The organism is Pseudomonas triticifolii, assembly GCF_014358015.1.
Lineage (GTDB): Bacteria > Pseudomonadota > Gammaproteobacteria > Pseudomonadales > Pseudomonadaceae > Aquipseudomonas > Aquipseudomonas triticifolii.
The window spans coordinates 34,258-60,664 of the sequence record NZ_JACONV010000017.1 but is presented as its reverse complement, the minus strand read 5'-3'; the positions used below and the strand labels follow the sequence as shown (position 1 = coordinate 60,664).

The following is a 26,407-nucleotide window of genomic DNA, read 5'->3' as shown; positions in this document are numbered from 1 at the left end:
CAACCCCCACATCGTTTTCCATCGCGGGCATACTGAGCGCTATCCAGTTGTCCGCTCAAGGAGCTTTCATGCGGCTCGATTGCGCAAGCGGTTGGTGCACAGGCGCGCAGCACTGCCCGTCGCCCAACTTCAATTCGCGACCCGACGGCGAGATCTCGCTCTTGGTGATCCACAACATCAGCCTGCCGCCCGGCCAGTTCAAGACGGGCAAGGTACACGCCCTGTTTCAGAATCGGCTGGACACATCGGAGCATCCTTATTTCGAAGGCATTGCCCATCTGACGGTTTCGGCGCATTTTCTGATTGAACGTGATGGCGACGTGATTCAGTTCGTCTCTTGTCTGGATCGGGCGTGGCACGCAGGCGTTTCCTGCTTTCAGGGTCGTGAAGGCTGCAACGACTTTTCCATCGGCATTGAGCTTGAAGGCACTGATGATCAGCCTTTTACCGATACGCAATACGCAGCACTGGCCGACTTGACGCGTCAGTTGCGTGCCGCGTATCCGGGCATTACCGCTGAGCGTATCTGTGGTCACAGTGACATTGCGCCAGGGCGCAAGACCGATCCGGGGCCTTGTTTTGACTGGGCAGGATTTCACGCGGCGCTGCAGGAATGATGTGAGGGACGAACGATGAGTTTTCTGGTGTTGTTGCTGGCGGTCTGGGTGGAGAAGTTCTCTGCGCTGCGTCAACGTGTGCAGCGTGATGGCCCCTGGTTGGGCGAGCTGGCCAAGCTTGAGGCCGGTCCCCGAACGGCGTCGCGGCCCTGGCTGATCCTGGCGCTGCTGATTCTGCTGCCGGTCGTGCTGCTGCAACTGGCGCTGACGGTCGTCGGTTCGGTGGCGTATGGCTGGCTGGCGCTGCCCATCCACCTGCTGGTGCTGATCTACAGCCTGGGCAGAGGCGATCTGCTTGCAGCGCTCGGTCCGTTTCGCGATGCCTGTCGACGTGCCGATTCACAGGCAGCCGTGCATGTGGCCGAGCGGGACATGGGCGTCCTGGCCGATGACAGTCAGCAACTGTTGCAGGGCGTTCAGGGCTACATGCTCTGGCAGGCCTATCAGAGTTTCTTTGCGGTGATCTTCTGGTACTTCCTGCTGGGGCCGGTTGCGGCGCTGGCGTATCGCCTGCTGGCGCTGGCTGCCGAGCACGGCAAGACTCCGGCCCTGGTCGAGCGCGCTGCGCAACTGCGTCATGCCTTCGACTGGGTGCCGGTCAGGTTGCTGGCCGTCAGCTTCGCTCTGGTTGGCAATTTCGTTGCAGTCAGCCGGGTGATGCTGCATGAGTTGCTCAACTGGAACATCAGCGCGCCCCAACTGATCAATCGCATCGGCTGCGCAGCCAGCGACGTACCGGCGCCTGCGCTGGGCAGCGAAGGCGTGAACAGTCTCGACATGCTCTGGGAGCTGCTGATCCGTGCGGCGATTGTCTGGTACACAGGGTTTGCCCTGTGGACCTTGCTGGTCTGACGTCAGCAGGACCAGCCGAATAGCTCGCAGGCGTTGCGCGTGCTGGCCTCGGCCAACTGCGCGGAGCTGACGTTCATCAGCTTCGCCAGTGCGGTGCAAATGTCCGGCAAATGTTCCGGGCTGTTGCGCTGGTTGGGGTACATGGCAGGGGCCATGTCCGGCGAGTCGGTCTCCAATACCACGCTTTGCATCGGCAGTTCGGCAATTACCCGGTGCATGCGCAACGCCTGCGGCCAGGTCGCTGCGCCACCCAGCCCGAGTCTGAACCCCAGCTTGATGTACTCCCGCGCTTCTTCCCGACTGCCGGCAAAGGCGTGAACGATGCCGCTGCGCTTGAGTGCGTAGCGTTTGAGTGTCGCGATCACATCGGCATGGCTGCGCCTGACATGCAGCAAGACCGGTAGATCGAAGTCCGCTGCCAGTTGTAACTGCGCCTCGAACACCTGTTGCTGACGCGCTTTGTCCAGGCCTTCAACGTAGTAATCCAGCCCGATCTCGCCCACCGCACACAACTGAGAATGACCGTTGAGGCGTGTGAGCCAGTCACCCAGCTGCGTCAGATGCTCTGGGCGGTGCTCGTCGATATAGACCGGGTGCAGCCCAAAGGCGGCGTGCAGGGCAGGGTTCTGTTCGGTCAGGTCCCACAGTCGCTGCCAATTACGCTGATAAACCCCCAGCACCACCATGCGCTGGACACCCAGCACGCGACAGTTTTCCAGGACGTGCGCACGGTCCGCATCGAAGTCCGGGAAGTCGAGGTGCGTGTGGGTATCGATCAGCGCCACGCTCACACCCCGTGAATGCGTTGCTTGAAGGTGCGCACGATGGCATGCACGCCGGGTTGGTATTCATTTTTCTGAATGGCGTCCAGGGCCAGTTGCAGCGCGGTATCGGCAATCTTCTGATGCTGCTGCGCCATGGCATTGACCGGCAACGGCAGGAAATCCAGCAGTTGCGTGTCACCGAACGTGCCCAGATGCAGTGGAGTCGAATTCAGCGTCCGGCTTTGCAGGACGTCGAAAACGCCTTGCAGCAGCACATACGAGGTGGTGATCATTGCGTCGGGAAATTGTCCCAGGCGCTCGAGCATCTCGGTCATCAGGCGTTGACCGCACTGCCTGCTGAACGCCTCTCCGTGCTCTACGATGGTGGTGCCGGCAAAGCCTGCGAGCGCATGTTCGAAGCCGGCGGCGCGCGCCCGGCTGATGCTCAGCTCAGGTCGCGCACCAATCAGGGCGATGTGCCGGGGCCTGGTTTCCAGCAGGCTGTGAGTCAGTTGCAGGCTCGCGTCGTGGTCGTCGCTGACCACCGAGCAGAAAAACTCCGGGTTCATTTCACGGTCGATGGCGATGATCGGCAAACCCTTGAGTTGTAGCTCGCGGTAGCTGTCGTCGCTCGGCGGCAGGCAACTGGCGACCAGCAACGCGTCGCAGCGGCGTGCGCGAAACACCTGCAGCAGTTGGCGCTCGCTGACGGGGTCGTCATCGGAGCTGGCGATCAGCAACTGATAACCCAGCGCCCTTGCACCTTGCTCCAGAAGTTTTGCGATGCGCGCATAACTGGGGTTTTCAAGGTCAGGGAGGATAAACCCCAGGGTCTTGCTGTTTCGGCTGCGCAGGCCGGCTGCCTGTGGGTTGGGACGAAAGTCATGCTCTTCGACCACAGCACGTACTCGCTCGACCGTGGCGGGGCTGATGCGCTGTTGTTCAGCCTTGCCGTTGATCACGTAGCTGGCCGTGGTGACGGACACACCTGCCAGACGCGCAATATCGCTCAGTTTCACCGCAAATTTCCTTTTGTTATTGGCGTGGCTTACGACAGTCGAAAAACTTTTGTATGACGGTCATCTTTACACGAGACCGTGGCACAACCCCAACTACTGCAAGTATTTTGGGACTTCTCCTACAGGATCAGACCGACTGGGCTTCAATGAATCCCAAGAATCGAGTAACGTGCCGGACAATTGTAGATTAAACGATTCAGCTTTCGCATTGTCTGCTGCAATCGAGATGAAACCGATGTCCGATGGAGAGCGTTTCATCTACCCCAAGCTGTCGATCATGTCAGATCGTCATTAAAACAAGAATCAAGTGGCGCCTTGGCGCTGCACAGGAGTCAAGGCAATGCTCGAACTCACTCTGGAGCAAATATCCATGGCCCAGTCGGCTGTGGATAAAACTGCCGCACTTGAATTGATTGCCGAACATCTGGTCGCCGACGGCCTGGTTGCACAAGGCTATCTCACCGGGTTGATGAACCGCGAACAGCAAGGCTCTACCTTTCTGGGTCAGGGTATTGCCATCCCCCACGGCACCCCCGAAACCCGCGACCTTGTTGCCACCACTGGCGTGCGCCTGATGCAGTTCCCCGAAGGGGTGGACTGGGGCGATGGCCAGATGGTGTATCTGGCGATTGGTATCGCGGCCAAGTCCGATGAGCACCTGCGCCTGCTGCAACTGTTGACCCGCGCGTTGGGCGAGGAAGACCTCGGCCAGGCGCTGCGAGAAGCTCAGACCCCGGAAGATCTGCTTAAACTGCTGCAAGGCGCACCGCAGGAACTGGCGCTCGATGCGCAAATGATCAGCCTGGGTGTATCGGCCGACGATTTCGAAGAACTGGTATGGCGCGGCGCACGTCTGCTGCGCAAGGCCGATTGTGTCAGTAACGGTTTCGCTGCGGTGTTGCAGCAAGTCGAGGCACTGTCGCTGGGTGATGGCCTGTGGTGGCTGCACAGCGAGCAGACCGTCAAGCGTCCGGGCCTGGCGTTTGTCACGCCCGATAAACCGATTCGTTATCTGGGTCAGCCGCTGACCGGCCTGTTCTGTCTGGCCAGTCTCGGTGAGGCGCATCAGGCGTTGCTTGAGCGCTTGTGCCTTTTGTTGATCGAAGGTCGCGGCCACGAACTGGGCCACGCCACCAACAGTCGTGTGGTGTTGCAGGCCCTTGGTGGCGAATTGCCTGCCGAATGGCCCGCCGAGCAGATCAAGCTGGCCAACGCCCATGGGCTGCACGCGCGCCCGGCGAAAATCCTTGCGCAACTGGCCAAGGAGTTCGAGGGCGAGATTCGCGTGCGTATCGTGGAAACCGGCGATAGCGCCGTCTCTGCCAAAAGCTTGAGCAAGCTGCTCAGCCTGGGCGCACGTCGCGGTCAGACGCTGGAATTCATCGCTGAACCGACCATCGCCCCTGACGCCTTGCCTGCCTTGCTGGCAGCGGTAGCGCAGGGCCTGGGTGAGGAGGTCGAGCCACTGCCGGTCGAGTCCGAAACCAAGGCAGCACCCGCGCCAGCCGCCGTTGCCAAACCGGTCAATGCACCGGCAGCCGGCAGCGTGTTGCAAGCCGTATCCGCCTCGCCGGGCATTGCGATTGGCCCGGCGCATATTCAGGTGTTGCAGGCCTTCGAATACCCTCAGCAGGGCGAGTCGGTCGCCGCCGAACGCGAGCGCCTGCAAAAGGCGCTGGCTGAAGTGCGCCGCGACATCGAAAACCTGATCCAGCGCAGCAAGGCCAAGGCTATCCGTGAAATCTTCATCACCCACCAGGAGATGCTCGACGACCCGGAATTGACCCACGAAGTCGAACAGCGTCTGAACCGCGACGAAAGCGCTGCCGCTGCCTGGGCGAGCGTGATCGAGGCGGCTGCCGTGCAGCAGGAACAGTTGCAAGACGCGCTGCTTGCCGAGCGTGCGGCAGACCTGCGTGACGTCGGTCGTCGTGTGCTGGCGCAAATCTGCGGCGTCGAAACCGTTGCCGCGCCCGACGAACCTTACATTCTGGTGATGGACGAAGTCGGTCCATCCGACGTGGCGCGTCTGGACCCGGCGCAGGTAGCGGGCATTCTGACGGCTCGCGGCGGTGCGACGGCGCACAGCGCCATCGTTGCGCGTGCGCTGGGCATTCCGGCGCTGGTCGGTGCGGGTGATGAAGTGCTGCTGCTCAAGCCGGGCACTGTGCTGCTGCTGGACAGCCAGCGCGGCCGTTTGACGGTGGCCCCGGACGACGCCACCTTGCAACGTGCCATTGAGGATCGCGATGCACGCGAGCAACGTCTCAAGGAAGCCGCAGCGCTGCGCATGGAGCCTGCGGTGACCCGCGACGGTCACGCGGTTGAAGTGTTCGCCAACATCGGCGACAGCACTGGCACACCGGCTGCGGTTGAGCAGGGCGCCGAAGGCGTCGGTCTGCTGCGTACCGAGTTGCTGTTCATGGCGCATTCACAGGCCCCGGACGAAGCGACACAGGAAGCCGAGTACCGCCGCGTGCTCGAAGACCTGGGCGGGCGTCCGCTGGTGGTGCGCACGCTGGACGTGGGCGGCGACAAGCCGCTGCCGTACTGGCCCATCGATAAAGAAGAAAACCCGTTCCTCGGCGTGCGCGGCATCCGCCTGACGTTGCAGCGCCCGGACGTGATGGAAAGCCAGCTGCGTGCGCTGTTGCGCGCCGCCAACAGCGGGCCGCTGCGGATCATGTTTCCCATGATCGGCACCGTCGAGGAATGGCGTCAGGCGCGGGACATGACCCAGCGCCTGCGTGAGGAAATTCCGGTCAGTGACCTGCAACTGGGGATCATGATCGAAGTGCCGTCCGCTGCGCTGATTGCGCCGGTGCTGGCCAAAGAAGTCGACTTTTTCAGCATCGGCACCAATGACCTGACCCAATACACCATGGCCATCGATCGCGGTCACCCGACCCTGTCGGCGCAGGCTGATGGTCTGCACCCTTCAGTGTTGCAACTGATCGATATGACCGTTCGCGCTGCTCATGCCAATGGCAAATGGGTCGGCGTCTGCGGTGAACTGGCGGCAGATCCGCTGGCCGTGCCGGTACTGGTCGGCCTGGGTGTGGACGAGTTGAGCGTTTCAGCGCGCAGTATCGGCGAGGTCAAGGCCTGCGTCCGTGAGCTGAGTCTGAGCAGCGCGCGTCAACTGGCGCAAACTGCGTTGACGGTGGGCAGTGCCGCCGAAGTCCGTGCTCTCGTGGAGGCCTTGTAATGGCGAAGATTCTTACCCTGACCATGAACCCGGCGCTGGACCTGACTGTGCAGTTGGGGCAGATCGAACTGGGCCAGGTCAATCGTAGCAACGCGATGCTCACTCACGCGGCGGGCAAGGGCCTGAATGTGGCGCAAGTGTTGGCCGACCTGGGACATGACCTGACCGTCGCCGGATTTCTGGGCATCGACAATCAGCAGGCGTTCGAGGCGCTGTTCGAGCGTCGAGGCTTCGTAGACGAGTTCGTGCGCGTGCCGGGCGAAACCCGCAGCAACATCAAGCTGGCCGAAGGCAGCGGCCGCATCACCGACCTGAATGGCCCCGGCCCGCAGGTCAGTGACGAGGCGCAGCAGGCGCTGTTCGCCCGGGTGCAGCAGATCGCGCCGGGTTTCGATGCGGTCGTCGTTGCTGGCAGCCTGCCACGTGGTGTAACGCCTGAATGGCTGCAAAAACTCCTGATGATGCTCAAGGACCTGGGCCTGAAAGTCGCGCTGGACAGCAGCGGTCTGGCCTTGCGTGCCGGTCTGGCGGCAGGTCCGTGGCTGATCAAACCCAACACCGAAGAGCTGGCCGACGCGCTGGACGCGCCGATCATCTCCATCGCCGCTCAGGCCGAGGTGGCGGCTCGTCTGCATACCCAGGGCATCGAGCACGTGGTGATTTCCCAGGGATCGGAAGGTGTGCACTGGTTCAGCCCCACACTTGCGCTGCACTCGCTGCCGCCCAAGGTCACCGTCGCCAGCACCGTGGGCGCGGGCGACTCGCTGCTGGCAGGCATGGTTCACGGTCTGATCAGCGGCGATGAGCCGCACAAAACATTGCGCACTGCGACGGCGATTGCCGCCATGGCAGTGACCCAGATCGGCTTCGGCATCACCGATGCCGCGCAACTCAAACGGCTTGAAGGCGGCGTCACTGTGCGCAGTCTGACAGAACAATAAGAGAGGATCGTCATGAAGTTAGCCATAGTAACGGCCTGCCCGAACGGCAAGGTCAGCAGCGTACTCAGTGCACGATTGCTCGAAGCGGCGGCGATGCGTCAGGGCTGGGAAACCAGCGTCGAGATCATTGACCCGCACAAACCGGATCGCCAACTGTCGGCCCAGGACATTGAGGCCGCCGATCTGGTACTGGTCGTCAATACCGGGCCTGTGGACCTGAGCCGCTTCGTCGGCAAGCGTCTGTTCCAGGACTCGCCTTCTCATGCCTTGCAGGACGTTGACGGCTTTCTGCTGCGTGCTGACAAGGAGGCGAAGGTCCACGTTGCCCAGCAGGCGGTCGCGCCTGAAACCGCGACCGGCTCCGGCGCTCAGCCGCGCATTGTTGCGATCACCGCGTGCCCGACTGGCGTGGCGCATACGTTTATGGCTGCCGAAGCCATCCAGCAAGCCGCCAAACGTCTGAATTACGACCTGCAGGTCGAGACCCAGGGTTCGGTCGGCGCTCGTAACCCGCTGAGCCCGAAGGCCATCGCTGACGCGGACGTGGTGTTGCTGGCCGCGGATATCGAGGTCAACACCGACCGTTTCGTCGGCAAGAAAATCTATCGTTGCGGCACGGGCATCGCACTTAAACAGTCCGAGGCCACGCTGAAAAAAGCGCTGGCAGAAGGTCAGGTCGAGTCCGACGCAACCGCTGCCAAGTCGCCTGCCGCGCAAGAGAAGACCGGCGTCTACAAGCACCTTCTGACCGGCGTATCGTTCATGCTGCCAATGGTGGTGGCCGGTGGTCTGCTGATCGCGCTCTCGTTCGTGTTCGGGATTACGGCGTTCAAGGAGGAGGGCACGCTGGCCGCCGCCTTGATGCAGATCGGTGGCGAGGCGGCGTTCAAACTGATGGTGCCGTTGCTGGCCGGTTACATCGCGTATTCCATCGCTGACCGGCCGGGCCTGGCGCCGGGCATGATCGGTGGTCTGCTGGCGAGCACGCTGGGAGCCGGTTTCATCGGTGGCATCGTGGCCGGTTTTCTGGCCGGTTACAGCGCGGCTGCGATCAATCGCTATGCACGCTTGCCGGCGAGTGTCGAAGCGCTCAAGCCGATCCTGATCATCCCGTTGCTGTCTAGCCTGTTCACCGGGCTTGTGATGATCTACGTGGTCGGCAAGCCGGTGGCGGGGATGCTCGAAGCGCTGACCCACTTCCTCGACAGCATGGGCACCACCAACGCGATTCTGCTGGGTGTGCTGCTGGGCGCGATGATGTGTGTCGACCTCGGTGGGCCGATCAACAAGGCGTCCTACGCCTTCTCGGTCGGCTTGCTCGCGTCGCAGAGTTACGCGCCGATGGCCGCTGCGATGGCCGCCGGTATGGTGCCGCCTATCGGCATGGGTATCGCCACGCTGCTGGCGCGCCGCAAGTTTGCCCAGAGCGAGCGTGAGGCTGGCAAGGCTGCGTTCGTGCTGGGGCTGTGCTTTATCTCTGAGGGTGCGATTCCGTTCGCTGCCAAGGACCCGTTGCGCGTGATCCCGGCGAGCGTCGTGGGTGGTGCACTGACCGGTGCGCTGTCGATGTACTTCGGCTGCAAACTCATGGCCCCGCACGGCGGCCTGTTCGTCATGCTGATCCCCAACGCCATCAATCACGCCTTGCTTTACCTGCTGGCGATCGTGGCTGGCAGCGTGGTGACGGGTGTGGTGTACGCCGTGCTCAAGCGGCCCGAAGTGGTCGACATGGACGTCGCCCCGGCCAGCGCTTGAGTGTCATCTGATCTGATGTAGATCACGCTCGTGCTTAACAACTCCGCTCCCACAGAAGAAAAGCTGTTTCTTCTGTGGGCGGCTGCGGTATCTCGCACTCATGTGTGAGTCGTCTCCCACGCTGCGCAAGCGCTGTCACACTCCCCCAACATTCCCCTGCTAGGTTGCTCTTTTGCCTGTCTGCGAGGGGATAACCGTGAGCCAGTTCGATCTCAAGCGTCGTCGTGTCATTCAGGCCGTCGGGGCCGGGTTGTTGTTGCCAGGGCTTGCGCCGGCGGTCATCGCGGCGGTGCAGGATCGTCCGAAGATGACCGACGGCGTCCAGTCGGGTGATGTGCTGGGCGACCGTGCGATGGTCTGGAGTCGCAGCGACCGACCTTCGCGCATGATCGTGGAGTGGGACACGCGCAGCATGTTTACCCAGCCGCGACGTGTCGTGTCGGCGCTGGCCGATCAGCGCACCGATTTCACCGCCCGCGTCGAGCTGACCGGCCTGCCCGTCGATCAGACGATCTTCTACCGGGTGTCGTTCGAAGATGCGCAGAGCGGCGTTGCCAGTGAGCCCTGGTTCGGCCATCTGCGCAGCATGCCGCAACAGCGTCGCAATATTCGTTTTGTGTGGAGTGGCGACACGGTCGGGCAGGGTTTTGGTATCAACCCGGACGTGGGCGGCATGCGTATTTACGAAGCCATGCGCCTGCGTCTTCCGGACTTTTTTATCCACAGCGGCGACACCATTTACGCCGACGGCCCTGTCCCGGCGCAGATCACCGTTGAGGATGGACGCATCTGGCGCAACCTCACCACCGAGGCGAAAAGCAAAGTCGCCGAAACGCTGGACGAATACCGCGGCAACTACCGCTACAACCTGATGGACGAAAACTTGCGCCGGTTCAACGCCGAGGTGCCGCAAATCTGGCAATGGGATGACCACGAAGTGACCAACAACTGGTCGCCGAGCAAACAGCTGGATGACCGCTACAAGGTCAAGGACATTCAGTTGCTGTCTTCCCGCGCGCGTCAGGCTTACCTGGAATATGCGCCGCTGCGTTTGCAGGAAGCGGATAACGGCGGGCGGATCTATCGCAAGATCCCCTATGGCCCGATGCTGGATGTGTTCGTCCTCGACATGCGCAGCTATCGCGATGGCAACGACGCCAATCTGGCCGACAAGCCTGGGCCGACCACGGCGTTCCTGGGGCGCGAACAACTGGACTGGCTCAAGCGTGAGCTCAAAGGCTCCAGGGCACAATGGAAGGTCATCGCAGCTGACATGCCGATTGGTCTGGGGGTGCCGGACGGTGAGGTCAGCCCAGGTGTTGCACGCTGGGAAGCGATTGCCAACGGCAATGACGGGCCTGCGCTGGGGCGTGAGCTGGAGGTGGCCGAGCTGCTGGCCTATCTGCGCGCGCAGAAAATTCGTGACTGTGTGTGGCTGACGGCGGACGTGCATTACTGCGCCGCGCATCATTATCAGCCGGATCGGGCCGTGTTTCAGGACTTCGACCCGTTCTGGGAATTCGTTGCCGGACCGTTGAACGCAGGCAGCTTCGGGCCCAATAAGCTGGACAAGACCTTCGGCCCGGAATTGGTCTTCCAGAAGGCACCGCCCGCGCAGAACACCTCACCGTTCGCCGGTTTTCAGTTCTTCGGTGAAGTGAATATCGACGGGCAGAGCGGCGAAATGACCGTGACCCTGCGCGATCTGGACGGTGTGTCGGTGTTCGAGCGCCAACTGCAGCCGACGGTGGAGGTCAGTCGCATCGTCTGACGCGTCGCGCTGTCAGGAGATTCGGTGTTTGCAGAAATTCCTTGCAACACGTCCGTCGTGGGTGGCTTATCATCAGCTACCTATCGACGGGACCGGGTGCGCTGGATGCTGGCTATTTTTCTTGAAACCCTGAACATCACCGCCCCGGTGTTCGCCATGCTGTTCCTCGGTGTGTTTCTCAAGCGCATCGGTGCCATCAACGATGGTTTCATCGTTGCAGCGTCGGGGCTGGTGTTCAATGTCACCATGCCTGCGCTGCTGTTTCTGGGCATCATCCACGCCGACCTGCGCGCGGCGCTGCAACCCAAACTGCTGATCTTCTTCGGCGTCGCCACGCTGCTGAGTTTCGCGTTCACCTGGTGCTGGGCGATCTGGCGCTGCCCGCAGGAAGACCGTGGGGTTTACGTGCAGGGCGCATTTCGCGGTAATAACGGCGTGATCGGTCTTGCCCTGGCCGCCAGTATGTATGGTTCCTACGGCATTTCACTGGGCGCGATTCTTGCGGCATTGGTCATCGTTTTTTACAACACGCTGTCGACCGTCGTGCTGGCGGTCTACAGCCCGGTGATCAAGTCCGACCCGTGGAGTGTGTTCAAAAGTGTATTGGCCAATCCGCTGATCATCAGTGTGATCATCGCCTCGCCTTTCGCCTACTTCAGCATCGGTCTGCCCAAATGGCTGGAAACATCCGGCAGCTATCTGGCGCAGATGACGTTGCCGCTGGCGCTGATCTGCATCGGGGGTACGCTGTCACTGGCTTCGCTGCGCAAGAGCGGCAAGCTGGCCATCAGTGCCAGTGTGATGAAGATGGTCTGGCTGCCGGTGCTGTGCACGTTCGCGGCCTGGCTGGTGGGCTTTCGTGGTGCGGAACTGGGCATTCTGTTTCTGTACTTCGGCAGTCCGACCGCCGCCGCCAGCTACATCATGGCGCGCACCGCCAATGGCAATTACGAGTTGGCAGCCGCGATCATCGTGCTGACCACACTGGCCGCCGCCGTGACGACCAATATCGGGATTTTTATCCTGCAGTGGGGCGGCTGGATCTGACGAAACCAGGCGTCTTCGCCTTCAGTAACCCGGTTGTTCAACAGGTTGCTTCTGTGCCTTTGAAAACCTGTAAAACAGATTCGGCTCGCTGACCACGTACAGATTGCCATCGCGGTCCATGGTCAGTCCTTCAGGCTGGGGGATGCTGTTTTTCAGGTCGGAAAGTCCCGCTGCCAACGATCTTATGCTGACGAATCTTCCGTTACCGTCCAGCTCCGTGATTGAGCGTGACTGGTCACTGAGTAGCAGCAAGTGTCCGGTACGTGGATCGTAGTAACCTTCCGAAAGATCACGGGCAGCAACACCCTCTGTCACCCAATCCAGCCGATCGACAACTTTTATCTGCAAGCGGCCCTGGTCGATGGACCGCAAGACGCCAGAAACCTCGAATAGCTGGCGTGGATCACGCTCCTTGATCGCGAATAGACGGTCGTTATCACGATCGTAAGTGACACCTTCAAAGCCCTTGTTGTGCAGGCTTGGATTGATCACTAACGCAATGTACTGGGCCTCTTCGACCTGGATTGGACGAGCGGCTGCCGGCAAGGTGACGATATCCAGTTGCTGAAGCTGCTCGTCGCAAAGCGCTACGCGTCCGTTACCCAGGTAGGCCACTCCTTCTGTGTCGTCAAAACCGATCAGGGGGTAGCGTTCGAGAATGTCGCCGTTCATGTCCAGCGCCAGCAGTTGCATCGGCCCCTTGTTGGTCACCGCCAGCAGGCGATGGTTGTCGTAGTCGTAAGCTATTCCCGAGATATTGGCCACATCCGGGCCGATGGGTTTGGCTTCGACAACCACCTGAAAGTCCGGCAACCCGATGTTTTTATCGGGTGCTTCATTTCCCTTCAACCAGGTGCGGCCGTACTGATAGAGCTGCTGATGGATCTGAAAGTGTGTCGACACGCCGTATGCCAGCATCAACACCCCAAACGTAACGGTGACGAGCAGTATCTGCGCGAGTGAGACTCGTCGTCGATACAGGCTCGACCCACCCTCGCGCGGCTTTCTTACCTTGTCCAGAAGCATGGCGTCAGGCACTCCCTGCTTGCTTGGCGATTGGGCTGGTGATCATTGGACAGGCTGTTTCCAGGCGAATCGATAGACTTCCAGAGGGCGTTCAGGCCGGCACACGCCGTTGTCGGCCTGGGTATCGACCACGAACCAGTCCGCTCTGGACGTCTGACCCAGCGCATGAGCCTTTTCCGGCAGGAAACAGTTGGCCAATAGCTCGCCTGGAACCAGCGCGAAAGTGCCGGGGTGCTCTCGCAGCCACTTGGCCGCCTGCTCGACCGCCAAGGGGCGGGCAAAGCCGAAATGCACGATGGGTTGGCGTGCATAAAGCCAGTGGCCCTCACGCCAGTTGACCAGGACCAGATCGGCTCCCTGAGTGACTTTAGCGGCCTGCTCCATCAGATCCTTGTGTGGATTCTCACCTTCGATGAGCGGTTCGACGAAGCCTCTGGCGAACCACAGACCCAGCCATACAACGACCACTGTCGGGAATATTCGCCGAGCCCAGGCGCGTTCCTTGAACCAGCGCCGCAGAAGCCAGGGCACCAGTGGGGCCGCGACCAGTACCAGGCCGGGGAGCGCCGGAAAGATGTAGAGCTTGCGTTTGCCACTGGAAAGGCTGAAGAACAGCAGCACCAGCAACACCCAGCCAAGCAGTACCAACACTCGGCCATCCTGTTTGCTCAATTGCCTGCGCCACGCCGGGATCAGCCAGGGCAGCGCGAAGATAAGTGGAAGCCAGTACTGAGGGATGACTTTGACAAAGAAATACCAGAAGGGCTCGCGGTGGTCCCACGCACTGGCGTAGCGATTGGCCGTCTGGTGCAAGAGTATTTCATGAATGTAAGCAAAGCCTTCCGGCCCCCCGTCACGTACGACCGAGATCACCATGGGGACCAGCCAGAGGCAGCACGCCAGCAATGTCACCAGTAAACCCAGTGCCCAGCGTGCAGCCTGGCCAGGCATTTTCACCACACCTTGCCAGTTTTTACGCACGGCGTAGGCATACGGAATCAGCATCAAGGCCGGTACAAAACCTACGCCTTTGCTGATGATTCCCAGGCCCATCGATGCGCAACTGAAATAAAACCAGCGCCAGGACGGTCCGAGCAACAGGTGACGAACCAGGCCGTAGAACCCAAGCGCGACCCATAGGCAGAGGAAGCTGTCGATCTGTCCGGTGCGCAGGATGCTATAGGTTTGATAAGTGGCCAAAAACAGCAAGGCGGCGTATCGACCGATGCGCCGGTTCCAGAGACGTCTTCCCAAGTCGAAGAGGACTGCGGTGGTCGCGCCTGCCGAGAACAGCGCGGGCAGATAGAGCGCTATGTTCGGGCTGCCGGTCAACCAAATGAAGAATGCAACCGCCCACATGAACAAGGGCGGTTTATCGGCATAGATTTCGGCTGCCCTGTGGGGGACGAACCAGGACCCGTTCTGCAGCATCTCCAGCGCAACGCCCAGGAAGCGTTCCTCGTCGACGTTCTGGGGCTGACGCAAACCCAGACCAGCCCCGATCAGCACGACGGCCAGCGCGACCAGTAACCATCCCTCGAGGCGAGGCGAAAAGGAAGTTCGCAAACTCATTGCTCCTTGGGTGTCTTGGCCTGTTGGCTGATCAACTGAAGGTTGCGCATGTACACGATCAGTCCAAAGGACTGACCTGCAATGAACACAGGGTCCTGTCGATAGATCGCGTAGATCAAAAGAATTGAGCTGCCCAGCATGCTCAGGTACCAGAAGCCCACCGGAATGACGCTGCGCTTCTTGAATTCGCTGTACAGCCATTGCAAGACGAAACGGCCGGTAAAGACGGCCTGCCCGACGAAGCCAAGGATTAGCCAGAGGGTTTCGCTATCGGGTTTCATGGGCGCTGCTCCTGTACCGGGACATCCAGGCGTGTCCTGCGGATCAGCCACCAGACACCGAACAGGTCAAGAATGCCGACCAGCGCCCGGTCCAGATTGCCGTACTTGGATACACCGGCCTGTCGGTGGCGGTGATTGACGGGGTGGATGACCATCCGGCCGTTGTGTCGCTGAATGAGTGCCGGAATGAATCGGTGCATATGGTCGAAGTAAGGCAGGCGCAAAAAAGCCGCTCGCTCGATCAGCTTCAGGCCACAGCCGGTGTCCGGTGTGGCGTCTTTGAGAAGGCGGCTGCGCAGGCCGTTCGCGAATCGCGAGGCCCAGCGCTTGCTGGCCGTGTCACGGCGATTCACCCGATGCCCCGCCACCAGTTGGATGGCATCCGGGCCCCCCTGACGAGCGCGTACCAGCGATAACATCCCTGGAATGTCGGCAGGATCGTTCTGGCCGTCACCGTCCAGCGTCGCCAGCCATTCACCCTCAGCGGCCAATGCAGCGTGATAAATCGATGTGCTCTGACCGAGAGATTGCTCATGGCGCAGGATGCGCAACGCGTCGAGGCCGCTTTCCTTCAGGTGCGTCAGCACGTGCAGGGTGTTATCCGTGCTGCCGTCGTCAACCACCAGTATCTCGTAGCGCTCGCCAACGAGCGCTGTACAGACTTCCCTGACCAGCGTGGGAAGGTTTTCGGCTTCGTTTTTAGCGGGAATCACGACGGACAAAAAAATGGGCGTGGTCATGGATGTCCTTATTAAAGAGATGGCAGACGGGGCCCGGATTGATAGTGATCTCGGTACCAGGCAACGAAGGCGCTCACGCCGGTGCCGACCGATACCTGCGGCTGGAAATCGATCCACTGGGTCAATGCAGTCACGTCGGCCCAGGTTTGCAGTACGTCGCCGGCTTGCAGAGGGAGATAGCGACGCTTGGCGCATACGCCCAGCGCTTTCTCCAGGCAATCGACGAACTCCAGCAGTTTGACGGGCTGGCCGCGGCCGATATTGAAGAGCTGATGAGGCGGCTCGCCGTCCACTGACTCAGGTGGACGCAGGCGCAGACGCATGATGCTTTCGACGATGTCATCGATGTAAGTGAAGTCTCGCGCCATCTCGCCGTGGTTGTAGATATCCACAGGCTCATCGCAGAGCATGGCCTGGGTAAACTTGAACAACGCCATGTCTGGTCGGCCCCAGGGGCCGTAAACCGTGAAGAAACGCAGCCCGGTGGCACGCAAGCCATACAAGTGGGAATAGCTGTAGGCCGTTAGTTCATTGGCGCGCTTTGTGGCGGCATACAGGGAGAGCGGCCTGTCGACCGCATCCTCTACCTGAAACGGCATACGCGTGTTGGCCCCGTAGACCGAGCTGCTGGAGGCGTAAACAAGGTGCGCTGGTCGGTGCTGACGGCAGGCCTCAAGCACATTGATAAAACCGACCAGATTGGACTGAACGTAGGCGTTGGGTTGTTCCAGTGAATAGCGCACACCGGCCTGGGCTGCCAGGTGAATGACCTGTTCGAAGCCATGCCGCTCAAATAGAGCGCCAAGACCCTCTGCGTCGGTAATGTCTAACCTGTTGAAGGTGAAGCCGGGCATGCACTGAAGCACGGCCAGTCGCGATTGTTTCAGTTCGACGCTGTAGTAATCGTTGAGGTTGTCGATGCCGACTACCTCAACACCGAGTTCACACAGACGCTTGGCAACATGGAATCCAATAAACCCGGCTGCGCCGGTCACGAGTACCGTCATGGGTGGACCCTCTGGCCGCGCCCGATGCCATAGTACGCAAAGCCCGCTTCCTGTAATTGCGTTGGATCGAACAGGTTGCGGCCATCGAAAACCACCCGATCACGCAGTGCCTTGCCGAGTTGATCCAGATTCAGAACGCGGTAGTCCTGCCACTCGGTCACCACCACCAATGCGTCCGCTCCTTCAAGTGCCTGTTCCTTGCAATCCACCAGTTTCATGTCCTCGCGCTCGCCGTAATGGCGACTCACGGCTTGCATCGCCTGCGGATCATGGGCCTGAACCTGCGCACCCGCGGCCCACAGCGCTTCCAGCAAGGAGTGGCTGGAGGCCTCGCGGATATCGTCGGTGTCGGGTTTGAAAGCCAGTCCCCAGACCGCAAGCACCTTGCCCTTGAGTGCGCCGTGGTAATGCGAGCGGATCTTCTCGAACAGGCGGTGTTTTTGGCGGCGGTTGACCTGTGCCACGGCGTTGAGAAGGGATGTTTCGATGCCGTGTTCTTCAGCGGTGCCGATCAACGCCTGAAGATCCTTGGGAAAGCACGATCCGCCGAAGCCGCAGCCTGGGTAGATGAAGTCGTATCCGATGCGCGGATCTGACCCAATGCCCAGGCGAACCTGCTCAATATCTGCGTCCACCCGCTCGGCCAGATTGGCCAGTTCATTGATGAAAGAGATCTTGGTCGCCAGCAGACAGTTGGCCGCGTACTTGGTCAGCTCAGCACTACGGGCATCCATGACCACAAACTTCTCACGGTTGCGGCTGAAGGGTTGATACAGCTCACGCATGAGCTCCAGCGCTGCCTGACTGGCACCGCCAACGATAATTCGATCCGGGCGCAGGCAATCACTGACAGCGGAGCCTTCCTTGAAAAATTCCGGGTTGCTGATCACTTCGAAGCCGTCATCACGTCGCGGGCTGGCAGCGATTTCGGCCAGTAAACGGTCCACCGTCCCGACAGGTGAAGTGGATTTGTTGACGATCAGCCGAGCACCGTCGGCGTGCCCGAGCAGGGAGCGCAGCACAGCAAACACCTGGCTCAGATCCGCTTTGCCGTCCGCCTGCGACGGTGTACCTACCGCGATGAACACGATCTCGGCAAAGCGGCTGGCTTCGGCAACGTCCGTAGTGAAATGCAAACGCTGGCAGTCCAGCCCGTTTCGCAACAGTTCTTCAAGGCCGGGTTCAAAGATTGGGCACAGGCCGTCGCGTAGCGCTTCGATACGGTTCTCGTCCACATCCATGCAACAGACGGTGTGGCCTACTTTCGCGAGGCAGGCGGCTTGTGTCAGCCCCACGTAGCCAGTTCCGAACACGGTCACTTTCATGCGCTGCTCCCTCTGCTCCTTGAGTCAATGAGCGTGTTTTTAATGCCCGATCGAAGCTGGACGTGTAGCGCAAGATAAATGTCATAAATATGTTAAGAAACGATGACTGTGTTTATTAAATAAGGGCGGGCGCATTGACTTTTTATCGCTCCACCTCGCCTGGACCAGGCAAGGTGGACATTAAGGGTGTTATTGCTCTGCCAGTGCGCCACCATCCAGGGTATTTCTGCACCCTGCAAATATATCCAGGGTCGGATCATAAGCCAGGGTGTTTACGCGCAGTAACCCCAGCATCGAGTGAAACAGGTTGTCCTGGCTCAGTGCTGAAGTGCGCTTCTTTTCCAGACAGGCTGAGTTGATCTCGAACGAGGCCTGATAGTTTTCAGAGAACCAGGCGATCATCGGCACATGTTTTTGTTGTGCTGGCGCCAGCATATAGGGTGTGCCATGCAGGAACAGGTTGTACTCCCCTAATGATTCGCCATGGTCTGAGAGATACACCATGGCGGTATCGACGTTTTCCTGGTTGCTGCGCAATATTTTAATCAAGCTGGCCAACACATGATCGGTATAGACCACTGTGTTGTCGTAACTATTGATGATGCTTTCTCGCGAGCAATTATTAAGCGCATTGCTCTCGCAAATCGGTGTGAATTTCTCAAACGTTTTTGGGTAACGTTTGTAGTACTCCGGACCGTGGCTACCCATTTGATGAAGTACCAGCACGGTGTCATTTTCAAGGCGGTCAATACGCGCTTGCAGGCCCTGCAACAGAATTTCGTCGCTGCACTCGTTATCCCGGCACAACGCAGAGTCTTTGAGATTGCTGACATCTTCAAATGTCACGCGGTCGCAAGTTCCTTTGCAGCCGGACTGGTTGTCTCGCCAGATCACATCCACACCCGCCCGTTTCAGCACATCAAGCAAGCTTTCCTGATTCTTGGCTGTGGTCGGATTGTAGTTTTTTCGCCCCATATTCGAGAACATGCACGGCACCGAAACCGCTGTCTCTGTGCCGCAGGATTGCACATCGCTGAATGCAATCACGCCCGGTTGGCTGCGCAGTTCCGGCGTCGTGTCGCGCGTGTAGCCGAGCAGTCCGAAATTATCAGCCCGTGCGCTTTCGCCAACGACCAAAACCGTCAACGATTTACGTGTGTGCTGCGTCCAGGCGCTGCTCAACGTTGCGTCTGCCGCGATCGTTGAAAACGGCTTCCGTGCGGAGATCGCTTTCTCACGCACGTAGCTAATGGAGGCACCGATGTAATTGCTGGGAACCACCATCAGTCGCAACTCATGGTGGTTGCGAAGAAGCGATGACAGCCCTTGGTAATTAAACAGTGCCATCGAACCTATCACAAAGCCGCAGCCTGCTATGACAAGCGCTTTACTGAGTAACGCTCTGTGCCAGCTTCTATGGTGGATCGGGGTTTTCCACAGGATGACAGAAGGCACGATCCCCAGCAGAACAAGGTAAGCGAGAAGTTTGAGCGAAAGCAGGCCTTGTGCTTCAGTGATGTTGGTTTCGGCCACGTTTCTGAACATGCCCACATCGATCAAGACGCCGTACTGGCTCATGAAATATGAAACCGCTGCACTTAGAATAAACAGCACTGTCAGCAGCGGTTTGAGGACGCGTTTAAACGCCAACAATGTAAGCACACTATTGAACATACACAGTACGATGAGGCCGAACGCGACACGCAGTACGGTATTTCCGTCATGGTTGTCAGTGATGTCGAACAAGTGTTGCCACAACGTTGTATTGAACGCCAGCAACAAAAACACGCTGGCGAGCATAATCGCAAGCTCGGGGCGAGCTGCTTTGATTTTCCACATGCCGGTCTTCCTGACTTCAGTAAGCAACTATTGGGCAGCGCGTTCGTGGCTGCGGCAAGGCTGCGAACTGTAGGGTGCGGATTATAAAATTTATGTGAAAAAGGTGGTAATAAAAGATCGGCAAGCGTGGCGAACATACCCGCTATGTTTCAACTAAGCCGACCACGGTCTTTTTTCAGAGAATCCTTCTCGTTACCCATTTTTTTTTGACATCTTCTTCACTGCTCTGCCACAGCAGTACCTTTATTTTACGCTCATGTTATAGCGCGAGACTTTACGTGCACGAAGCGGCATCACGGCGACCAACAGGAGCACTCACATGGCACATACGTTTATTCAGGATCTGGACGCGCTCAACATAAGCGTTGGCCCATTTCGCCTCTTCAGTTGGCGCACAGTGATCGCTGTCTGCTCTTTAATGCTGGCAATCACGCTGACGTGGTACCTGACCACGGCCGGTGTTGCAGACCTTGGCAGCAGCAAAAATCTGGTCAGCTCCGGGCTGGTCGAGCAGTGGAAGCATGGCGATGTAGTGGTCATGATCAGGCATGCAGAGCGTTGCGACCGGTCCGCGAACCGCTGTCTCGGCAGCGCTGATGGCATTACGGTGAATGGCAGCCATGTCGCGTCTGACGTAGGCGCGGGTCTGCAAAGGTTGGGCCTTGAACGGACACACATGATCGCCAGCCCATCTACCCGCACACAGCAGACAGCGAGTTATATCGCCGGACAAGCCGTGGTCGCTCAGGACTGGGTGGGTGAATGCAATAAACACTTCAAAGATGAGGTCGTCGGCCACAAAGTAAAAGGTGAAAATCTGGTGCTGATAACCCACAGCGGTTGTATCGATCATTTCGAACGAGCAATGGGGATGCCTGCGGGGGAGCGATCCAGTGAATACACTCAAGCATTCTTTGTAAAAATGGACGGCAAGGCGATACCCAGGATTCTCGGTTCCTTAAGCGCGGAGCAATGGAAGAGCCTGACCCACGAGCAGTTGAAATAATAACTGTTTATTGGGCTCGGCCTGACGTTTGATCAACGCATGTAGAGTTACTGTTGTGTCAGCAAGAAAACCTTTTTATACACAATCCGGCACCGGACAAGCGGTGCCACGGGCGTCTGTTACAGTTTACTCAGCACGTAGACCCGCCACATCGCGTAGAGCGGTATGAAATCAATACGCTCTTCGATGACGAACCCCGCCGAAAAGAATTCTGCTTCTGCGGTTGCCCGATGCAGTACAAAACGATTTGAGTTCTCTGCTTGTTCACCCGTTGCCCTGCGAGCGGCCTCTTGGCGTCTGCGCCTCCAGGATTTGTAGTTGCCATCCACCCACAGTGAAAGGATGACGGTCTCTCGGGTAACGCGGTGAAACTCTCTGAGCATCGTCATACGGTTTTCTGCCTCTGCTATGCGGTAAAGCAGACGCATGCTGAAAATGGTATCAACCGAGTTATTGGGCAGCGAAATATTGAACGCGGATGTCTGCAACGGCTTGACGCGCTTAACGATGTCCGGGTCCTGTAGCGAACAGGCAGTGCTCAAGATGTCTGCCGAGTGATCTGCCCCTATGATGATTCGACTTTTCTTTTCTGCCAGCACAGGCCAGAACCTGCCTGCGCCGCAGGGCAGATCCAATACCAATCCTGGATCTCCCGCTCGCTTGAGTGCTTTGCGCACCATGTGCTCATCCCGCAAGTGGGACAGGCGACCGGCGAGAGCGGCATGGTGTTTCAGGAAGTACTGCTCTGCAGGATCCTGATCGTACGGTTCATAAAACTTGAGTCTGACTGGGCCGCTCATGACGCTCTCCGGGTGGTCATGAGCAAAAAATAGAGCGATCGGCGTTGCGACTGAGTCAAGTGATCGTGAAAACCATGTTGCCCTGGAACGTACTATTCCGCCGGGCTGAGTTTATAACCAAGTCCATGAACGGTGTGAAGCAAGGGCGCATCAAAACCGCCGTGCAATGTACGCCTCAGGATATGGATAGTGCTGCGTAAGCTGTCGCTGTTGGGCGCGTCTCGCCCCCAAACGACATCTTCAAGTTCTGCGCGTTTTACAATGTGAGGGCTTTTGCGCATTAATAACTCCAGCAACTTCATGCTGGCGGGGTTGAGTTTAAGGCGCTTGCCGCTTCTGGAAACCTCCCAGGTGTCCAGGTCGAATTTCAGATCAGCAACGACCATGATTCGGTTATTCCGTCGTTGACTGCGGGCGACGACCGCCTCGACTCTGGCAAGGACTTCCGACATGGCGAACGGTTTCGTAATGTAATCGTCAGTGCCCACATTGAATCCTACAAGACGATCTTCAAGCTCGTCGCGGGCACTGAGCATGATGATTGCGACTTCAGTCTTGGCGTACTGGCGCAGGCTTCGACATATCTCATTGCCATCGATTCCCGGCAGCATGATATCGAGAATGATTGCGTCGAACTTCTGAGTGGCCGCCAGGTGCAGCCCGCTCAAACCGTCAAGCGCGCCCTTTACGTTGTGCCCTCTCAGTTCAAAGTATTCCACCAGGTTGTCGTGGATGTCGGGGTGATCCTCAATAACTAGAATATCCATTACGGTGCCTTATATTGTCCATCAACTCCACTGAGCATCTGCATCCACTGGGCGCCTGGCGGTAAACCCCGTGAAAGATCGCACCGAGCCCAGCGACAAACATGACGGCCACGAACGCAATCATCAGCGCGAACACAAGGACGATTCTTTTGGTGAGGCTGTGTCTGACGTCCATAGCGCTCCGGGTCATTGCTCAAGGCCGCCGGTATGGCCAGTCCTCCACTCGCAGCACTTTCCGATGGCGTCAGAGCAGTTCCGGGTAAAGATAGCGCATCGGGGAGGGGCGAGAACCGTAATCGTGGGCGGCGGGACCCGTTGATCATCGTTTGCTATTAGCTACTATCAGGCGGCGAGCCACGGCTTCATACATCAGCTTTTAATGGGGTCGAACACATCCGCGCCTGCACTGTAGCGAGGCAGGCACGCCTGGGTTGTTCTGATCGCCCTGTCCCTTTTGCGGAATGAATGCAGTTGCCACCCAATGGGTGGCAGCTGTTTCATCGACTGACTATCACCTCATGGAGGCTTGCAGGTAAGGCCCGGTTCTTAGTCTGGCTTCACGTAACTGTCGATCACTTCCTGCGCTGCGCGAAACGCCTCGATGGCGGCCGGTACGCCTGCATACACCGCGCAATGCAGCAGCGCTTCGCGGATTTCTTCCACCGTGCAGCCATTGTTCAGCGCACCGCGCACATGGCCCTTGAGCTCCTGCGAGCATTTGAGTGCGGTCAGGGTTGCCAGCGTGATGAGGCTGCGGGTTTTCAGAGGCAAGCCCTCGCGGCTCCAGACACTACCCCATGCGTGTTCGTTGACGAAATCCTGCAACGGCTGGCTGAAGTCGGTGGCGTTGCCCAGTGCGCGGTCCACATAGGCATCGCCCATCACCTGGCGACGAATCTGTTCGCCATCGCTGATCGTTTTGTCTGTCATGGCATTTCTCCTCAGGCGTAGTGGTCGGTCGTTTCGAATGGCGGTCAGTGTTGTTTTCGCCAGGCGCGCACGGTGCCAAAGGCAACGATCACGCCCAGCAGCGGCAGGATGAACCTGAGCATCATGCCTTCCAGGCGCTCGGCCAGCAGCATGCCGGAGCTGATCGACACGATGTGCAGGCCGTAGGTCAGGTAAAGCGACAACAGAAACAGCCCCTCGATGCGGTCTATCCGGTAGCCGGAATAGAACAGCGGCACGCAGAGTACCGCGACGCCCAGCATGATCGGCAAGTCGAAGACCAGCGCGTTGGGTGAGATGGTCAGCGGTACCGGCGCAATCAGCGCGGTTAACCCCAGCACGCCCAACAGGTTGAACAGGTTGCTGCCGATCACGTTGCCGACGGCGATGTCGCGCTCGCCACGCAAGGCTGCAATCAGCGAGGTCATCAAGGCGGGCAGTGAAGTGCCGATGGCGATAACGGTCAGGCCGATGATGCGCTCGGACAGGCCCAGGTTGATCGCGATCACCACCGAGGCGTCTACCAGCAACTGCCCACCCGCCGTCAGCAGCAGCAAACCTGCCGCCAGCATCGCGATGCGTATCAGGCTGCGGGGCTTTTCGGTCGTGGTTGCATCACCGTGGCGTGGCACCTGTCCACCCTGGCGGATAACAACAAACAGGCAGGCCAGCATGGCGGCCAGCAGCAGCACGCCATCGAACTTGCTGAGTTCACCGGTCCACGACAGGCCGATGACCAGCAGGCAGGCCGCGATCATCAGTGGGATGTCCACGCGCAGCACCTGCCGGGCCACCCGCAACGGAATGATCAGGGCACACAGCCCCAGAATCACCAGCACGTTGAAGATGTTGCCGCCGATCACGCTGCCCACGGCGATGTCGTTGTTGTCCGAGAAGGCCGCCTGCAGACTGACGGCCATCTGCGGCGCGCTGGTGCCCATTGCCACGACGGTCAGGCCGATGATCAAGGGTCTGACCTTGAACAGCGCGGCGAGGTGGACGGCCGACCGAACCGACAGCTCTGCGCCGATCAACAGCAATAAAAGGCCGCAGACCATCTGGATCAGGGCGGGGGCGGGCAGTGTGGATAGCTGGAGAATCGAGGGCGTCCTTAGTCGAGGGCCTGAATGCGTACAGGGGCGGTGCCGCTGCGCAGCATACCCAGTTGTTCGGCCGCCTTGCGAGAGACATCGATCAATCGGCCTCGCGTGTGAGGGCCGCGATCATTGATGCGCACGACGACGTATCTGTCGTTGTCGAGATTGGTCACTTTGACGCGCGTGCCGAATGGCAGTTGCCTATGAGCGGCGGTCAAGGCGTTCTGGTCGAAGGGTTCGCCACTGGCGGTACGGTTACCGTGATGTCGGGAGCCGTAATACGAAGCACGCCCGGTTTCATCATAACCGTGGGGGTCTATAAGACTGTTGCTGGAGCAACCAGCCAGTAATGTCAGCAGGCTGCAGGCAGAGAGAAGTCGGCGCATGGGTCGGGTCCTGAGTGCCTGTGGGTAAGCGCGGTTGTCATACAATTCCATGTGGCCCGGCTATTTGTGGGAGGCGGCTTGCCGGCGAAGGCGTCAGGCCAGTCATTAAGTTGTCGCCTGAAAAGACGCATCGCCGGTAACAAGCCGCCTCCCACAGTCTGTGCAAGGCGGCTGCGCATCTCTCGCAGGTATCAGCCTTCCAGTTTGGCCTTGAGCAGTTCGTTCACCTGCTGCGGGTTGGCCTTGCCTTTGGAGGCTTTCATGGCTTGACCGACGAAGAAGCCGAACATCTTGCCGCGTTTCGCTTCGTCTGCGGCGCGGTATTGTTCGACCTGTTCGGCGTTGGCCGCCAGGACCTCGTCGAGCATCGATTCGATGGCGCCGCTGTCGGTGACTTGCTTCAGGCCACGCTTCTCGATGACTTCATCGGCACTGCCTTCGCCATTGGCCATTGCCTCGAACACCATCTTGGCGATCTTGCCCGAGATGGTGTTGTCGGTGATGCGCTTGAGCATACCGCCCAGTTGTTCGGCGCTGACCGGAGACTGCTCGATCTCGACGCCCTGCTTGTTCAGCAGGCTGCCCAGTTCGACCATGACCCAGTTGGCGGCCAGCTTGGCATCGCCGCTGATGCTGACCACTTGCTCGAAGTAGTCCGCCTGCTCGCGGCTGGAGGCCAGCACACTGGCGTCGTAGGCCGACAGGCCGAACTGGCTCTGGAAGCGTTCGCGTTTCTGCGGCGGCAACTCCGGCAGCGTGGCGCGGGTCTCTTCCAGGAACGAGTCTTCGATGATCACCGGCAACAGGTCAGGGTCGGGGAAGTAACGGTAGTCGTTGGCTTCCTCCTTGCTGCGCATGGCGCGGGTTTCGTTGGTGTTCGGGTCGTACAGGCGGGTCTGCTGAATGACCTTGCCACCGTCTTCGATCAGGTCGATCTGGCGCTGAATCTCGCTGTTGATCGCTTTCTCGATGAAGCGGAACGAGTTGACGTTCTTGATCTCGCAACGCGTACCGAATTCGACCTGGCCTTTGGGGCGGATCGACACGTTGCAGTCGCAGCGCAGCGAGCCTTCGGCCATGTTGCCGTCGCAGATGCCCAGGTAACGCACGATCGCGTGGATCGCCTTGACGTAAGCCACGGCTTCCTTGGCGCTGCGCATGTCCGGCTCGGAGACGATCTCCAGCAGCGGCGTGCCTGCACGGTTCAGGTCGATGCCGGTCATGCCCTGGAAGTCTTCGTGCAGGCTTTTGCCCGCATCTTCTTCAAGGTGCGCACGCGTGATGCCGATGCGCTTGACCGTGCCGTCTTCCAGCGGGATGTCCAGGTGGCCCTTGCCGACGATCGGCAATTCCATCTGGCTGATCTGATAGCCCTTCGGCAGGTCAGGGTAGAAGTAGTTCTTGCGGGCAAACACGTTGTGTTGACCGATTTCGGCATCCACCGCCAGGCCGAACTTGACGGCCATGCGCACGGCTTCCTTGTTCAGGACCGGCAGTACGCCCGGCATGCCCAGATCGACGAGGCTGGCCTGGGTATTAGGCTCGGAGCCGAACGTCGTGGCGCTGCCGGAAAAAATCTTCGATTGGGTCGAAAGCTGGGTGTGAATCTCCAGCCCGATGACGACTTCCCATTGCATGT

Annotated in this window: 23 protein-coding genes; 8 read left to right on the top strand and 15 right to left on the bottom strand. The window is 59.3% G+C overall.

The features are described from left to right. Nucleotides 1–68 precede the first annotated feature (68 nt). On the top strand, nucleotides 69–617 hold the full coding sequence (gene ampD / locus H8S56_RS18940; RefSeq protein ID WP_187519478.1) for a 1,6-anhydro-N-acetylmuramyl-L-alanine amidase AmpD: 549 nt from the start codon (nucleotides 69–71) through the stop codon (nucleotides 615–617). Between the two features lie 15 nt (nucleotides 618–632). Next, nucleotides 633–1,469: a regulatory signaling modulator protein AmpE gene (gene ampE / locus H8S56_RS18935; RefSeq protein WP_187519477.1), complete on the top strand. Its 837-nt coding sequence runs from the start codon at nucleotides 633–635 to the stop codon at nucleotides 1,467–1,469. A 2-nt stretch (nucleotides 1,470–1,471) separates the two neighbouring features. On the opposite strand, the gene H8S56_RS18930 is transcribed toward ampE, so the two are convergent. Together H8S56_RS18930 and cra are read right to left on the bottom strand one after the other, a co-directional pair. Continuing rightward, complete coding sequence (locus H8S56_RS18930; protein ID WP_187519476.1) at nucleotides 1,472–2,260, bottom strand: TatD family hydrolase; 789 nt, start codon at nucleotides 2,258–2,260, stop codon at nucleotides 1,472–1,474. Next, on the bottom strand, nucleotides 2,257–3,252 hold the full coding sequence (gene cra, locus H8S56_RS18925) for a catabolite repressor/activator (protein WP_187519475.1): 996 nt from the start codon (nucleotides 3,250–3,252) through the stop codon (nucleotides 2,257–2,259). The genes H8S56_RS18930 and cra overlap by 4 nt, the downstream gene beginning before the upstream one ends. A gap of 340 nt (nucleotides 3,253–3,592) precedes the next feature. On the opposite strand from cra, the gene ptsP reads away from it, so the two are divergent. From ptsP to H8S56_RS18900, 5 genes are all read left to right on the top strand, one after another. Continuing rightward, nucleotides 3,593–6,460 carry a phosphoenolpyruvate--protein phosphotransferase gene (gene ptsP / locus H8S56_RS18920; protein ID WP_187519474.1) on the top strand — a complete coding sequence of 956 codons (2,868 nt, stop codon included), beginning with the start codon at nucleotides 3,593–3,595 and terminating at the stop codon, nucleotides 6,458–6,460. Continuing rightward, nucleotides 6,460–7,401 carry a 1-phosphofructokinase gene (gene pfkB, locus H8S56_RS18915; protein WP_187519473.1) on the top strand — a complete coding sequence of 314 codons (942 nt, stop codon included), beginning with the start codon at nucleotides 6,460–6,462 and terminating at the stop codon, nucleotides 7,399–7,401. The genes ptsP and pfkB overlap by 1 nt, the downstream gene beginning before the upstream one ends. A 12-nt stretch (nucleotides 7,402–7,413) precedes the next feature. Next, the gene (locus tag H8S56_RS18910) at nucleotides 7,414–9,156 is read left to right on the top strand and encodes a PTS fructose-like transporter subunit IIB (protein ID WP_187519472.1); all 1,743 of its coding nucleotides are present in this window, start codon (nucleotides 7,414–7,416) and stop codon (nucleotides 9,154–9,156) included. A 196-nt stretch (nucleotides 9,157–9,352) separates the two neighbouring features. Next, complete coding sequence (locus H8S56_RS18905) at nucleotides 9,353–10,927, top strand: alkaline phosphatase D family protein (RefSeq protein WP_187519471.1); 1,575 nt, start codon at nucleotides 9,353–9,355, stop codon at nucleotides 10,925–10,927. Between the two features lie 105 nt (nucleotides 10,928–11,032). After that, nucleotides 11,033–11,974 (top strand): AEC family transporter, encoded by a 942-nt coding sequence (locus H8S56_RS18900; protein WP_024687498.1) that lies wholly within the window; start codon nucleotides 11,033–11,035, stop codon nucleotides 11,972–11,974. Nucleotides 11,975–11,995: 21 nt separating this feature from the next. On the opposite strand, the gene H8S56_RS18895 is transcribed toward H8S56_RS18900, so the two are convergent. From H8S56_RS18895 to H8S56_RS18865, 7 genes are all read right to left on the bottom strand, one after another. Continuing rightward, on the bottom strand, nucleotides 11,996–13,000 hold the full coding sequence (locus H8S56_RS18895) for an SdiA-regulated domain-containing protein (protein WP_187519470.1): 1,005 nt from the start codon (nucleotides 12,998–13,000) through the stop codon (nucleotides 11,996–11,998). 42 nt (nucleotides 13,001–13,042) lie between these two features. Further along, nucleotides 13,043–14,572 carry an ArnT family glycosyltransferase gene (locus H8S56_RS18890; protein WP_187519469.1) on the bottom strand — a complete coding sequence of 510 codons (1,530 nt, stop codon included), beginning with the start codon at nucleotides 14,570–14,572 and terminating at the stop codon, nucleotides 13,043–13,045. Next, the gene (locus H8S56_RS18885; protein ID WP_024695125.1) at nucleotides 14,569–14,853 is read right to left on the bottom strand and encodes a lipid-A-disaccharide synthase N-terminal domain-containing protein; all 285 of its coding nucleotides are present in this window, start codon (nucleotides 14,851–14,853) and stop codon (nucleotides 14,569–14,571) included. Before H8S56_RS18885 ends, H8S56_RS18890 begins: the two co-directional genes overlap by 4 nt. Further along, the gene (locus H8S56_RS18880) at nucleotides 14,850–15,593 is read right to left on the bottom strand and encodes a glycosyltransferase family 2 protein (RefSeq protein WP_024695126.1); all 744 of its coding nucleotides are present in this window, start codon (nucleotides 15,591–15,593) and stop codon (nucleotides 14,850–14,852) included. Before H8S56_RS18880 ends, H8S56_RS18885 begins: the two co-directional genes overlap by 4 nt. A gap of 11 nt (nucleotides 15,594–15,604) precedes the next feature. Continuing rightward, nucleotides 15,605–16,600, bottom strand: a complete 996-nt coding sequence (locus H8S56_RS18875) for an SDR family NAD(P)-dependent oxidoreductase (protein ID WP_187519468.1) — start codon at nucleotides 16,598–16,600, stop codon at nucleotides 15,605–15,607. After that, nucleotides 16,597–17,925: a UDP-glucose dehydrogenase family protein gene (locus H8S56_RS18870; protein WP_187519467.1), complete on the bottom strand. Its 1,329-nt coding sequence runs from the start codon at nucleotides 17,923–17,925 to the stop codon at nucleotides 16,597–16,599. The genes H8S56_RS18875 and H8S56_RS18870 overlap by 4 nt, the downstream gene beginning before the upstream one ends. A gap of 189 nt (nucleotides 17,926–18,114) precedes the next feature. Further along, the gene (locus tag H8S56_RS18865; protein ID WP_187519466.1) at nucleotides 18,115–19,764 is read right to left on the bottom strand and encodes a phosphoethanolamine transferase; all 1,650 of its coding nucleotides are present in this window, start codon (nucleotides 19,762–19,764) and stop codon (nucleotides 18,115–18,117) included. Between the two features lie 319 nt (nucleotides 19,765–20,083). On the opposite strand from H8S56_RS18865, the gene pmrG reads away from it, so the two are divergent. After that, the gene (pmrG, locus tag H8S56_RS18860; protein WP_187519465.1) at nucleotides 20,084–20,770 is read left to right on the top strand and encodes a lipopolysaccharide core heptose(II)-phosphate phosphatase PmrG; all 687 of its coding nucleotides are present in this window, start codon (nucleotides 20,084–20,086) and stop codon (nucleotides 20,768–20,770) included. A gap of 119 nt (nucleotides 20,771–20,889) precedes the next feature. Here pmrG and H8S56_RS18855 read toward each other — a convergent pair whose 3' ends face one another. The 6 genes from H8S56_RS18855 to gatB form a co-directional block, all read right to left on the bottom strand. Beyond that, nucleotides 20,890–21,570: a class I SAM-dependent methyltransferase gene (locus tag H8S56_RS18855; RefSeq protein WP_187519464.1), complete on the bottom strand. Its 681-nt coding sequence runs from the start codon at nucleotides 21,568–21,570 to the stop codon at nucleotides 20,890–20,892. Nucleotides 21,571–21,662: 92 nt separating this feature from the next. Then, the gene (locus H8S56_RS18850; RefSeq protein ID WP_024695132.1) at nucleotides 21,663–22,337 is read right to left on the bottom strand and encodes a response regulator transcription factor; all 675 of its coding nucleotides are present in this window, start codon (nucleotides 22,335–22,337) and stop codon (nucleotides 21,663–21,665) included. A 546-nt stretch (nucleotides 22,338–22,883) separates the two neighbouring features. Further along, nucleotides 22,884–23,267 carry a carboxymuconolactone decarboxylase family protein gene (locus tag H8S56_RS18845; protein WP_024687497.1) on the bottom strand — a complete coding sequence of 128 codons (384 nt, stop codon included), beginning with the start codon at nucleotides 23,265–23,267 and terminating at the stop codon, nucleotides 22,884–22,886. Between the two features lie 44 nt (nucleotides 23,268–23,311). Then, nucleotides 23,312–24,343, bottom strand: coding sequence for a calcium/sodium antiporter (locus H8S56_RS18840; protein WP_187519463.1), 1,032 nt, complete (start codon nucleotides 24,341–24,343; stop codon nucleotides 23,312–23,314). Nucleotides 24,344–24,396: 53 nt separating this feature from the next. Then, a complete protein-coding gene (locus H8S56_RS18835; RefSeq protein WP_024687495.1) occupies nucleotides 24,397–24,768 on the bottom strand; it encodes a septal ring lytic transglycosylase RlpA family protein in 372 nt (123 codons plus the stop codon). Nucleotides 24,769–24,959: 191 nt separating this feature from the next. Next, nucleotides 24,960–26,405, bottom strand: coding sequence for an Asp-tRNA(Asn)/Glu-tRNA(Gln) amidotransferase subunit GatB (gatB, locus tag H8S56_RS18830; protein ID WP_024687494.1), 1,446 nt, complete (start codon nucleotides 26,403–26,405; stop codon nucleotides 24,960–24,962). Nucleotides 26,406–26,407 lie beyond the last annotated feature (2 nt).

What these genes read in the sequence shown, in the direction of transcription:
- H8S56_RS18910 (WP_187519472.1), top strand. Translation starts at nt 7,414, where the DNA reads ATGAAGTTAGCCATAGTAACGGCCTGCCCGAACGGCAAGGTCAGCAGC.
- H8S56_RS18845 (WP_024687497.1), bottom strand. Translation starts at nt 23,267, where the DNA reads ATGACAGACAAAACGATCAGCGATGGCGAACAGATTCGTCGCCAGGTG.
- H8S56_RS18835 (WP_024687495.1), bottom strand. Translation starts at nt 24,768, where the DNA reads ATGCGCCGACTTCTCTCTGCCTGCAGCCTGCTGACATTACTGGCTGGT.
- pmrG (WP_187519465.1), top strand. Translation starts at nt 20,084, where the DNA reads ATGGCACATACGTTTATTCAGGATCTGGACGCGCTCAACATAAGCGTT.
- H8S56_RS18885 (WP_024695125.1), bottom strand. Translation starts at nt 14,853, where the DNA reads ATGAAACCCGATAGCGAAACCCTCTGGCTAATCCTTGGCTTCGTCGGG.
- H8S56_RS18900 (WP_024687498.1), top strand. Translation starts at nt 11,033, where the DNA reads ATGCTGGCTATTTTTCTTGAAACCCTGAACATCACCGCCCCGGTGTTC.
- H8S56_RS18840 (WP_187519463.1), bottom strand. Translation starts at nt 24,343, where the DNA reads ATGGTCTGCGGCCTTTTATTGCTGTTGATCGGCGCAGAGCTGTCGGTT.
- H8S56_RS18850 (WP_024695132.1), bottom strand. Translation starts at nt 22,337, where the DNA reads ATGGATATTCTAGTTATTGAGGATCACCCCGACATCCACGACAACCTG.
- ptsP (WP_187519474.1), top strand. Translation starts at nt 3,593, where the DNA reads ATGCTCGAACTCACTCTGGAGCAAATATCCATGGCCCAGTCGGCTGTG.
- gatB (WP_024687494.1), bottom strand. Translation starts at nt 26,405, where the DNA reads ATGCAATGGGAAGTCGTCATCGGGCTGGAGATTCACACCCAGCTTTCG.
- pfkB (WP_187519473.1), top strand. Translation starts at nt 6,460, where the DNA reads ATGGCGAAGATTCTTACCCTGACCATGAACCCGGCGCTGGACCTGACT.
- H8S56_RS18865 (WP_187519466.1), bottom strand. Translation starts at nt 19,764, where the DNA reads ATGTGGAAAATCAAAGCAGCTCGCCCCGAGCTTGCGATTATGCTCGCC.
- H8S56_RS18875 (WP_187519468.1), bottom strand. Translation starts at nt 16,600, where the DNA reads ATGACGGTACTCGTGACCGGCGCAGCCGGGTTTATTGGATTCCATGTT.
- H8S56_RS18870 (WP_187519467.1), bottom strand. Translation starts at nt 17,925, where the DNA reads ATGAAAGTGACCGTGTTCGGAACTGGCTACGTGGGGCTGACACAAGCC.
- H8S56_RS18855 (WP_187519464.1), bottom strand. Translation starts at nt 21,570, where the DNA reads ATGAGCGGCCCAGTCAGACTCAAGTTTTATGAACCGTACGATCAGGAT.
- ampE (WP_187519477.1), top strand. Translation starts at nt 633, where the DNA reads ATGAGTTTTCTGGTGTTGTTGCTGGCGGTCTGGGTGGAGAAGTTCTCT.
- H8S56_RS18895 (WP_187519470.1), bottom strand. Translation starts at nt 13,000, where the DNA reads ATGCTTCTGGACAAGGTAAGAAAGCCGCGCGAGGGTGGGTCGAGCCTG.
- H8S56_RS18880 (WP_024695126.1), bottom strand. Translation starts at nt 15,593, where the DNA reads ATGACCACGCCCATTTTTTTGTCCGTCGTGATTCCCGCTAAAAACGAA.
- H8S56_RS18890 (WP_187519469.1), bottom strand. Translation starts at nt 14,572, where the DNA reads ATGAGTTTGCGAACTTCCTTTTCGCCTCGCCTCGAGGGATGGTTACTG.
- ampD (WP_187519478.1), top strand. Translation starts at nt 69, where the DNA reads ATGCGGCTCGATTGCGCAAGCGGTTGGTGCACAGGCGCGCAGCACTGC.